Source organism: Pontibacter sp. HJ8 (assembly GCF_054824225.1).
On the sequence record NZ_JSYF01000442.1, the window covers coordinates 1 to 9,472 of the forward strand.

11 protein-coding genes are annotated in these 9,472 nt (G+C 47.2%); 2 read left to right on the top strand and 9 right to left on the bottom strand.

All coding sequences use genetic code 11. From position 1 onward, the window contains the following. The first annotated feature begins 50 nt into the window (after positions 1-50). Positions 51-1,229 (top strand): tetratricopeptide repeat protein, encoded by a 1,179-nt coding sequence (locus OB13_RS17370; protein ID WP_461491449.1) that lies wholly within the window; start codon positions 51-53, stop codon positions 1,227-1,229. An 82-nt stretch (positions 1,230-1,311) separates the two neighbouring features. Here the strand turns inward: OB13_RS17370 and OB13_RS17375 are convergent, their stop codons facing one another. From OB13_RS17375 to OB13_RS17385, 3 genes are all read right to left on the bottom strand, one after another. After that, the gene (locus OB13_RS17375; RefSeq protein WP_461491450.1) at positions 1,312-1,719 is read right to left on the bottom strand and encodes a hypothetical protein; all 408 of its coding nucleotides are present in this window, start codon (positions 1,717-1,719) and stop codon (positions 1,312-1,314) included. 194 nt (positions 1,720-1,913) lie between these two features. Next, positions 1,914-2,447 (bottom strand): DinB family protein, encoded by a 534-nt coding sequence (locus OB13_RS17380; protein ID WP_461491451.1) that lies wholly within the window; start codon positions 2,445-2,447, stop codon positions 1,914-1,916. Continuing rightward, positions 2,426-2,776: a hypothetical protein gene (locus tag OB13_RS17385; RefSeq protein ID WP_461491452.1), complete on the bottom strand. Its 351-nt coding sequence runs from the start codon at positions 2,774-2,776 to the stop codon at positions 2,426-2,428. The genes OB13_RS17380 and OB13_RS17385 overlap by 22 nt, the downstream gene beginning before the upstream one ends. Before the next feature lie 343 nt (positions 2,777-3,119). Here OB13_RS17385 and OB13_RS17390 point away from each other — a divergent pair, with 343 nt between their 5' ends. Next, a complete protein-coding gene (locus OB13_RS17390) occupies positions 3,120-4,736 on the top strand; it encodes a hypothetical protein (protein ID WP_461491453.1) in 1,617 nt (538 codons plus the stop codon). Positions 4,737-4,875: 139 nt separating this feature from the next. Here the strand turns inward: OB13_RS17390 and OB13_RS17395 are convergent, their stop codons facing one another. From OB13_RS17395 to OB13_RS17420, 6 genes are all read right to left on the bottom strand, one after another. Further along, positions 4,876-5,493: a c-type cytochrome gene (locus OB13_RS17395; RefSeq protein WP_461491454.1), complete on the bottom strand. Its 618-nt coding sequence runs from the start codon at positions 5,491-5,493 to the stop codon at positions 4,876-4,878. A 299-nt stretch (positions 5,494-5,792) separates the two neighbouring features. After that, the gene (locus OB13_RS17400) at positions 5,793-6,572 is read right to left on the bottom strand and encodes a bestrophin-like domain (RefSeq protein ID WP_461491455.1); all 780 of its coding nucleotides are present in this window, start codon (positions 6,570-6,572) and stop codon (positions 5,793-5,795) included. Positions 6,573-6,826: 254 nt separating this feature from the next. Beyond that, entirely contained in the window at positions 6,827-7,168 is a 342-nt protein-coding gene (locus OB13_RS17405) for an ASCH domain-containing protein (protein WP_461491456.1), read from the bottom strand. Between the two features lie 117 nt (positions 7,169-7,285). After that, positions 7,286-7,525, bottom strand: a complete 240-nt coding sequence (locus OB13_RS17410; RefSeq protein WP_461491457.1) for a hypothetical protein — start codon at positions 7,523-7,525, stop codon at positions 7,286-7,288. 218 nt (positions 7,526-7,743) lie between these two features. Further along, positions 7,744-7,869 carry a hypothetical protein gene (locus tag OB13_RS17415; protein WP_461491458.1) on the bottom strand — a complete coding sequence of 42 codons (126 nt, stop codon included), beginning with the start codon at positions 7,867-7,869 and terminating at the stop codon, positions 7,744-7,746. A 159-nt stretch (positions 7,870-8,028) separates the two neighbouring features. Beyond that, positions 8,029-9,472: hypothetical protein (locus OB13_RS17420; protein WP_461491459.1), on the bottom strand; the 1,444-nt coding region annotated here is incomplete at its 5' end.

Here is a 9,472-nt window from a genome sequence, read left to right on the forward strand (position 1 = left end):
TTTATAGTATATATGTATATATTTATAGCGAAAAATTTTGCTTCAGAAAAATGAGCTACAGACTTCATGTCATTCTGCTGTGCACGCTGCTGCTGTGCACCTCTTTTTTATATGCACAGGAACCGAAAGATGAACTGGAGGCCTACGTTCAGAAATTAAAAAAGTCTTCGGCTACAGGAGGAAGTGAAACCGCTTTTCTGTCGGTTGGGTCCGATTTTCTGTATGCGCAGGAATATTTCGAAGCCGGAAACTATGCCTCGGCTCAGTTTAGTTTTGCGAATATACTACGGGCACACCCCGACCATGCCTTTGCCAACTACCAGCTGGCTATTTCACTCCTCAAACAAAATGATCCTGAAAAGACGAAACTGGCACAGGAGTACCTGGAGCGAGCCTTTGAGCTGAACCCCTCCCTTAAAGCGCGTTTTGCGAGGGAAGTGCCTGCTCAAAAAGAAATCGGAAAAGTGGAGGCAACCAGGCCGGTAGAAGCCAATAATACCGAAAATGACACTCCAAAAGAAGCAGCCCCTGTTGCCAAAGGCCTGGACGCCTATATTGCTCAATTGAAGCACTCTTATGCAACCGGCGGCAAGGAAACACAGATGTTCGCTCCCGGCCAGGAAGCTATACAAGGTATACAGTATTATGAAACAGGTGAATTTAGCAGCGCCGAAACACGCTTCAGCCTTTCCCTGGCGGTTGATGCCGAAAACCCTTATACCAATTACCTGAAGGCTGTTTCGCTTGCGGCACAAGGGAAAGATGCGGAAGCTGCCACTTTCTACCAAAAAGCCCTGGCCGGAGATAAAACACTGGAAGGAAGATATGCCGGAGATGTGGCTTCAGCCAAGACAAAGTGGAATAAACTGCAGGCCGCGAAGGAAATAAAGACCACACCTGCCAAAAAAGTAACCTATGGCGGGGCTTTGGTTTATGGCAATTATGCGTGCGACCAGTCTGTATGGAACGGCCCGAATGTGAGCCCTGCCTACCGCTATGATTACAAAGGGTACTTTGCCTTGAAAAAGGACGGAACCTACCGCTGGCTCGATGACGGGGGAACAGGCAGATACACCTATAATGCCAAAACGGGTGTGATCACCTGGCTTTCCGGCCCGATGAAGAGCAAGGGGCCAAAATCCTCCAAATACCAGAAGGGGACCACCGTAGCCCAGGTAACCGTGCAGTATGAGGGTTATACCTGGCAGTGCGGCTGCAACAAGGAGTAAGTGTACAGTAAGCCCGCTGATCAAAAGGTATAGACAAGGTATAGCTACAAGCTGAGGCCAGCCGGGGTATACCTGTCTAGCTTCAGAATCCTTCTATCCATACCTTCCGGGCAATACCCATCCCCACATTGTTTCCTTTTCCGCGGCCCCGCAACAGAATGGCTACGTTCTGCCCCTGTTGTATTTCGCTGATACTGACAGAGCCACCATCGGAGCCGATAATTTGCGCCGTTGGCTGCACGAGTACATAGGCCCGGGTATAGCGGGAGTCCGGTGAAGGAGCAAAGCCATCTACCTCCAGCATGACCTGCCCCTGGTCGTAGCGCCGCATCACGATTGTTCCCCTTATGTCCACGCGTTGTGGGGCCAGGCTTCTGTTTTCTGCCGCTGCCGCACCCGCTGGTGCCGTGCTGGTACTGCAACCGGTCAGGCACAGGAAGGAGAGGAAGAGGCAGGTAGTCAGAACCTGTGCTATATGTTCCTTTTTCATTGAATTGTATCAGGTTTATTTCTATAACGGTAGCGCGCCGAAGCAGGATATACCTGTTTGTCTGTGGTAATGCGGGGAAGCGCCTGCAACTCTTAAATAAGCCGGCACGCTGTATGGATCAGCCTGTTGAAAATGGTACAAGTAGTTAAGAGAGAAGGGGCATTGGCTGCCCCTTCTCTGTGATACTTTCCGCATTAGAACAGTTTCTCTTCCGGCGGGGTTACACCTGCCAGGCGTAGGTAGACCGTGGTTTGTCCCCGGTGGTGCGTCTGGTGCTCGAAGAGCTTGCTGAGGGCTACGCCCTTCGTCATATCAAACTGATTGAACAGCTTGATCTTCTCGTTCAGCTGAGCAGGAGTCATGCTTTTGACATTATTGATGACAAAGTCATACCCGGCCATCACCTGCTTAGTGACGTTGGCCTTTGACTTGTCCGCTGTCTTCTTCTCTGACTCACCCTGGCCTGCAGGGACTTTTGCGCCTGATGCCGCAGCAGCAAAGGCATAGTTGGCGTCCGTTAAATGCAGCATTTGCTCGGCAAAAGAGCGCATCTCAGGCGTGGGCTTTAAGGCATAGCCAGAGTCGGGCATAGCCTCCAGATACTCCTTGGTATAGGCTTTGGCCCGTTCCCATTCTTTTACTATCTGCGCAGTGGTTGTTTGTGCCTGCGCAAAACAGGTGATACCGAACACAAAACAGAGCAGTGTTAGCAGTTTCTTGATTTCCATACTTGTTTTTCTTTAAGATGAGAAGATGATTTATTCTTGGTATCTACGTTATCCCTTTTCCTTTGCTTCCGTTGCAGTAACAATTCTACCCGGTGCGCCGACTGCATACCGGTCCCCGCACACTTCCAGGCGGATGAATTAATAAGGACATCTGTAGGAACCGGTTCAAGGCCGTTGTCCTGTGTGCGGGTTAAGCCTTGATGTTCTTTCTGATAGAAACGTGTACCGTTGTTTACAAATAAGCTGCCCGTTAGCGCAGGTATAGCAAAGCCAAGGAAGGAAAAATACAAACCTGATACGGTCCGAAGCGTAAATTCATGTGTGCCCATTGCTTTGGTGAATAAATACGAAGAGCAACGGTACATTCCTGGAACCCCATGTGCGCGATACGTACTACTGCCGGTGGCCCAATTGACCGGGGCTACCAGGCGCCTAAGTACCACACGCCCTGCTCTTGACACCATCACAACCTGTTCCGCGCCACAAAGCTGTAGGCTGACCTGATCCGGCCAGCCCAGTCAGCACCCAATCATCCCTCAACTACCTACGGTTTCTTAATAAGCCTGCCTCCAATCCACTGAATGACAACAAGCGGACGATGGGCTGATGGCCGAACGATAACCACCTGCAAGCCCTTCAGGATTTTTTAAAAAAATCTTAAAGAAAAAGGATATGAGCATTTTAAAAATCATTGCACTCCTGCCTATTGCCAGCGCAATCGTCCTGAGTGCCTGTAATTCGGGTACCAAGGAGAATACCGACGGTACTGGTAGCGACAAGGATAACGCCGCCATCACCGTCAATCTAAAGGAAATGAAACGCATCGGCAGCGTAGACGAACGTTACCAATCCTATAATGTGGAAATGGTAGAAGTGATCGGGGGTGAATTCTGGAAACCCTATAAAATGATGGATAGCCTGCCTCCATTAGCTGCGGTATCAACTTATGACGTCTCGCAAAAAAACGAGCAACTGTACCGGAAGCTGGAGCCGATCAACCTGGCAGACAGAAGACTAAGAAACCTGGCCAAAGGGCTTGCACCAGCGTATGTGCGTGTCAGCGGCACCTGGGCAAACGCTACTTACTTCCAGGATAATGACCAGCCTGCCATGGCAAAAGCGCCGGAAGGGTTTGTAAACGTATTGACCCGCAGCCAGTGGAAAGGGGTGATAGATTTTCTAAAGGCGACCGACGGCAAACTGGCCATGTCCTTTGCCGTGTCGAATGGGGTGCGCGATGCTCAGGGCGTGTGGACGCCAAAGGAAGCGCAGAAAATTTCAGACTATACCAAAAGCCTGGGGGGAGAAATTGCCGCAGCAGAGCTTTTTAATGAACCCACCATGCCCACGGCAGGGGGCGAAATAGATAAAGATTATGGTGCCAGCGATTTTGCCAAAGATGTAGCTGTTTTCAATGCCTGGGCAAAAAAAGCAGTGCCTAACATGCTGACGCTTGGGCCCGGATCGGTAGGGGAAGGGGTACCCGGTGTCAGCTTTGAAGAGCTTGGTGTGAAAGTACTTACAACAGAGGAGATGATGTCGGCAGAACCCAAACCGGTGTTTGATGTTTTTACTTATCACTTTTACGGGGCGGCTTCCATGCGTATGATCCGCAGCGGGCCTTTTTCCATAAAAGCCGAAAATGCCCTGGACTCGGCCTGGTTGCAGCGGACAGATCTTTCAGCTGATTATTACATCGGCTTACGGGATAAGTACTTGCCCGGCAAGCCCATCTGGATCACCGAAACAGGCCAGGCAGCCGGTGGTGGCGACCCCTATGCGGCAACTTACCTCGATTGCTTCCGCTATTTATACCAGATGGGTTCTTTGGCGAAAAAAGGGTTGAAAGTGATTATGCATAATACGCTTGCAGCCAGCGAATACAGCCTGATAGACCAGGACACGCATTTGCCAAAACCCAATTACTGGGCAGCTTTGTTGTGGCAAAGGCTGATGGGCACCGAAGTGTATGAAGCAGGCGCAGGGGCGGCGGGTGTTTATATGTTTGCTCATAACTGGAAAGGGCATCAGGGAGGCATTACGCTTTTGGTCATCAACACCAACAAAGCTGCAACGCCGGTCACGATCCCTTCCAATGCAGAACAGTACACGCTCACGTCTGCAGAACTGCAAGACACCACGGTACAGCTGAACGGGCAGGAACTGAAATTAGGGGCAAACGATGAGCTGCCGATCTTTAAAGGCCAGGCTGTAAAAGCCGGTAACGTGGATCTGCCTGCCACCAGCATCACCTTCATTACCTTTGCCAATGTAGGAAACAAAAAGTAATGCGCATGGGCGTTCTGAGGAAACTATGTAGTCCTGGTGTAGATTGTTTAAAAACAGCAGGAGCATCAGGCGCATACCTGCACAACAAACAGGTCGCAATTCCGCGCTGTAAACGGGCAATTTTATAAAGTTTGAGCGCCTATTTGCCAGTTGCCGCTGCTGTTACCGGGGGCTGAGGGGCTGGGACCACGTTTTTGATCGGCTTGGTAGATTTCAGGTAGGCAAAAACGGCTCTCAGTTCCTCATCCGTCATATTGCGGTACATGTCCCAAGGCATGGGCGGCAGCAACATACGATTGTTTTCCAGACCCTTATGCTTGCCTTGCCGGATGGCGGTGAAAAAGTGCTTTTCGGTCCAGTTGCCGATACCGGTCGCATCAGACGTTAAGTTGGCAGCGTACGAAATGCCCCAGGGCCCCACCCAGGCGGTCAGCGTCTGGGTAACTGCCAGGCCTTTCTGTTCCATCTCTTTGCGGTTTACATCAGGAGGCGGCATATCAGACGGGTGTCCGGACAAGGCGCGTGAGAAGTCTATCTCCATGCCCTTTTCAGTCATTTTTTTAGGAGAATGGCAATCGTGGCAGGCGCCGATCAATACCAGGTGCTCCCCACGTTTGATCAGTTCCTGCTCTGCCTGCAGGGCGGTGTCAAAGCCAGCCTGCTCCACCTTTTCAGCAAGACGGCCATTCGAAAATTGGTTCAGAAATACCGCGGCTAAGAAAATAGCCAGGGAAGTCATAAGTAACAGGCTTTTCATAGGCTTAGAATTAAGTGCAGAAATAAAAGTCAACGAAACTGCCTAATGTACTTATTTTGTATAACGATATGAATTAAAAACAGCATTATTGAGTGAGTGGAGGAGGAGGAGGTGTTAAAGGCGGAAATTCAGAATCGAATCAGTTTGGAGAGAAGAAGCAGATCGTTTGGTTCCCCTGCTACGAGTGATGCAGGTATAGCAGCGTGCAAATAGCAATAGGCACGAACTGCAAGCCCGCGCCAGCGGGGCAAAACAAATCCTGCTTAACCGCTTTCAGGACACGGTATCAGCCAAAGGTTTTATTCTGATTTAAGTTGCTCCATACTGCTCTGGTCCACTTTTATGATGCCGCGCCTCGGGCGGTCCAGGTCGAGGATGATGAACATCAGCAGGCAGATCAGGAAGCTCAGGAGCGCCGAGGGCAGCAGGGTGCGTTTTTGGCCCAGCCCGCTGCCATACCCGATCAGGGCGCCCGACATAATGAACACAATAAACAGCAGGTATAGTATTACTTCAGGCACATGGGCGGCCAGCAGTGCATTTCGTTCGCTGTAGGTATCTATCACGTTGTTGAACGCGGTAATAAAGTGGCCCGTGGTGACAGGGTTTGGATCAATGCGTGCTGCCTGTACGGTCTGATCCCAGATGGAACGCTGCAGCGCCGTGGTTTTGTCGGTAAGGGCCTCCCGCTCCGTCACCATGGCATAGGTAGTATTGTTTACCCTAAGGCGCAGGTCGATGTATTGCTGCAGCAGGCTGTGAATATGCGAGTTGTAGGGGGCGGGGAGCAGGTGCGTCCGCATCAGGGCAGTGCCGATGGCGTTGGCCTCTCTTATAACGGCTTCGCTGCGGCTGTTGTAGCGTTGCAGAGACATGTTAAACGTAAAACCAAGTATAAGCGCCAGCAAACCCAGGGTGCCGGCCTGTATGGTGTTGGTCTGTACTTTTACGTCCTGGTCGGATTTGCGCTGGTGGTTCCGGCCAATCCGGAAGCCGGCTTCTTCGGCTGCCAGTAACAGCACGAACAAGATCACCACAATCAGGATACTGTTATGGTTGTACATATATTCCTTTGCCATGCCTTTTATACTTCCCTAAGCCGCTTCCGCCCGCCGCAGGCACTTTTAAAGCGGCTATGCTCTATACGTTTTTGCTGTAAGAAGGAAGTATAAGCGGTGTAGAAGTATAAATTAGTTACCCATAGGTATAACACTTATACCTCTGCCAGCCTATAGCTCGTACTGTTTCGCTTGCTGAAGGTATAGCTGCGTGGGAAAGGAAAGGTGCGAGCTGCAAACTGGCGCCAGCGGGGAAATCGCCTGCATTTTAATTTTTACGCGGGTAGCAACTTAAAGTAAATGATGGTACAAGGGTCTTCGGCTGTAATGTCCGTATAAAACACTTTCAGGTCTGCCCGGAGGGTTTCCAGGCTCTCAAAGCCATCCGTTAGGGCATCAGCCTCGGTTAAGTTGGCAAACGATTTGGTAAAATCCAGCTTTTCTATCTGTGCCTTTTCTGGTAGGGTTAAATCGCCAAAAACCAGCGGCAACTGTATGGCGTTTGGCAGAACATACCCTAACCGGACCGTAGACGTTTTCTGGAGCTGCCGCACCAGCTCTAGGTATTTTTCATGAAAATGCAGGTGGTTGATGATCTCTGTTTCAGCTTTTCTCATGTGCTAATCTACTTAAAATATACCAGGCTGTTACACCTGCTGGTGCGTGCGTGCAGCCCTATCCTGTTACTCACCGCCGGCCCCGCTGGTGCGAGCTTGTAGCTCGTAACTTTACCATTAAGCCAGGTCAATCTCCAGCACACCTTTGCTGCCACTAAAGTCAATCGCTCTGCTATACTTCCAATGGTGCGCCTCAGACACAAAGCCAGCTACTACGGGATTGTTGTGGATGTAGTCTATTTTCTGGTCTATCACGGCAGGGCTCCAAAGCTCGATGGGCTTGTTGTGCTGCTGCCAGAATTGTCGGTGCTTCACATTGCCGTTCTTCAGACCGGCCCACTCCATGAGCCAGAGCATCCATTCTTTCCGGCTCTCCTGGTTGTGCTCAGCTATACTCAGTCCCCCTTGGGGGTAGGGGCCCTCGATAAAGAAGGGGGTAGGGGGATGTTAATTGTTTGAAAGTATAGGTTTTCAGCTCCTTCAGCAGCTCGCCCGGGTTGTTGACCGGAAGATGAGGTGTACGTGGCTGGGCAGGATACACCAGGCATAGATCTCCATACTTTTGTTCCTGCGGCTTAGTCCAGGCTGTCGGTAAGTATAGCAAAGTACGCCTCACGCGTGAACACGTCTATCCAGTACACCACCGCAGAGTTGACAAAGTATAGACCTTCCTGGTTATGAAATTTATACTTTCTGCTCATGTGAGGGGTATACTTAAAACAGCAGCCCGGGTATTGGAAGTATAACGCTAGTGCGAGCTCGTACTAGCGTTATACATGCTGGAGGTATAGCTGCATAGAAATAAAAGGCACGAGCTACAAGCTCGCGCCAGTGGGGAACTACAGATTCACACCCATTAATTAAACTATTTCAGCCTTTTTCTCTAAAGGAACAATATTAAAATCATCTTCGAGGAAATGAAACTTCTTTTCAAATAAGCTAGCCAATTTAGCATTTGCTGTTGCGAAAAAGACTTGTTTATCTTCTTTTAGTACAAAATATCTTAAAAAGTCTAAAAATGATAATGCATTTAAATCATCAATAAACGAAACGGGATCATCAAACATAATAATGTTAGGGCCATTTCTCAACTTCCTGTTGAGACTAATAAATATTGAGAGGGCCAAGGCAGATCTTTGACCAGTACTGACTTCAGAAATCTTTCTATATGACTTTTTATTATCCAAAAGTCTTAATTCTCCCTCGATAAATTGAATCTTTGTAAATTCACAAGGTACATGAAGTGTTTTGAAGATGTCACATATCTCAACTAAATTGTAGTTGAAGAACTCTTGTAATTGCTGGTTGTCATCTGCGGAAATTAAAGACCCTAGTTCTTCTTTGGCATTTTGTAATCTAGAAAATTTTAACTTATTAGAATCAACAAATTTTTTACTTTCTTTAACCGCTTTTTTTGCTGTTACTATCTCATATTGAACTTTCAGTTCACTCCTGTAAGAGTTTAAACTCTTGCTTAATAGGTCCGAATTTAGTTCTAAATCATCAATTGTATCTTTCGTATTTAAGTAGACAATATCACTTAATTTTTTAAAATAATCTTCCAATTGATTAATAATAGCCTCTTCTTTGTTTAAAGAATCTTGCAGTGCTAAAAGATCAATTTCTTCTAAATCCTTAAACCCTAAATTTTCTTTTGATAGATCCAATAACTTATATTTCCTCAAACTTATTCTTTCAAGATCATCCCTTAGAGCTATTGCTTCTTTAGCTAACTGTTCTTTAAGTTCAAAGAATTTTTGCTTGTTTTCATATGAAAAACTAAGAGTGCTATAAATATTACTAAGCTTTTTACTAATAGATGAAAACTCTCCTTCTGAAACATTATACAAGCTCGCTAGGCTCTTTATTGCATCTAAATTATCCTGCTGTTCTTTTAGTTGGTTAATCCGAATAATATAATTGTTGATATCTGAAACGATAGTATCAAGAGTAATATAACTTAAATCTTCTTTTTGAGAAAAGATTAAAAAGGCGCTCTGAATTTTTTCAAGGTCTTTTAAATAGCTTTCATTTAATTTAATTTCTTTATCTAACTCAAGCTGCTTATCATAGAGTTTTTTAGTTTCTATATCTTCTTCGTTCTCACCTAAAAAATTTTCTTCTATCTGATTTACTAATTCTTGTTTAGTGAATTGGGTATTACATAAAGGACAGTTAGTTGCATAAGGGCTTAGTGATAAGTATTTACGTCCTGCTAATTTTAGCTCTTTAATTGTTTTCTCCAGTTTATCTAATTTACTGAGATTGTCTGAAAGAAGCTTATTGTTAAAGAGTTTGTCTTCC

What these genes read in the sequence shown, in the direction of transcription:
- OB13_RS17370 (WP_461491449.1), top strand. Translation starts at nt 51, where the DNA reads ATGAGCTACAGACTTCATGTCATTCTGCTGTGCACGCTGCTGCTGTGC.
- OB13_RS17375 (WP_461491450.1), bottom strand. Translation starts at nt 1,719, where the DNA reads ATGAAAAAGGAACATATAGCACAGGTTCTGACTACCTGCCTCTTCCTC.
- OB13_RS17380 (WP_461491451.1), bottom strand. Translation starts at nt 2,447, where the DNA reads ATGGAAATCAAGAAACTGCTAACACTGCTCTGTTTTGTGTTCGGTATC.
- OB13_RS17385 (WP_461491452.1), bottom strand. Translation starts at nt 2,776, where the DNA reads ATGGGCACACATGAATTTACGCTTCGGACCGTATCAGGTTTGTATTTT.
- OB13_RS17390 (WP_461491453.1), top strand. Translation starts at nt 3,120, where the DNA reads ATGAGCATTTTAAAAATCATTGCACTCCTGCCTATTGCCAGCGCAATC.
- OB13_RS17395 (WP_461491454.1), bottom strand. Translation starts at nt 5,493, where the DNA reads ATGAAAAGCCTGTTACTTATGACTTCCCTGGCTATTTTCTTAGCCGCG.
- OB13_RS17400 (WP_461491455.1), bottom strand. Translation starts at nt 6,572, where the DNA reads ATGGCAAAGGAATATATGTACAACCATAACAGTATCCTGATTGTGGTG.
- OB13_RS17405 (WP_461491456.1), bottom strand. Translation starts at nt 7,168, where the DNA reads ATGAGAAAAGCTGAAACAGAGATCATCAACCACCTGCATTTTCATGAA.
- OB13_RS17410 (WP_461491457.1), bottom strand. Translation starts at nt 7,525, where the DNA reads ATGCTCTGGCTCATGGAGTGGGCCGGTCTGAAGAACGGCAATGTGAAG.
- OB13_RS17415 (WP_461491458.1), bottom strand. Translation starts at nt 7,869, where the DNA reads ATGAGCAGAAAGTATAAATTTCATAACCAGGAAGGTCTATACTTTGTC.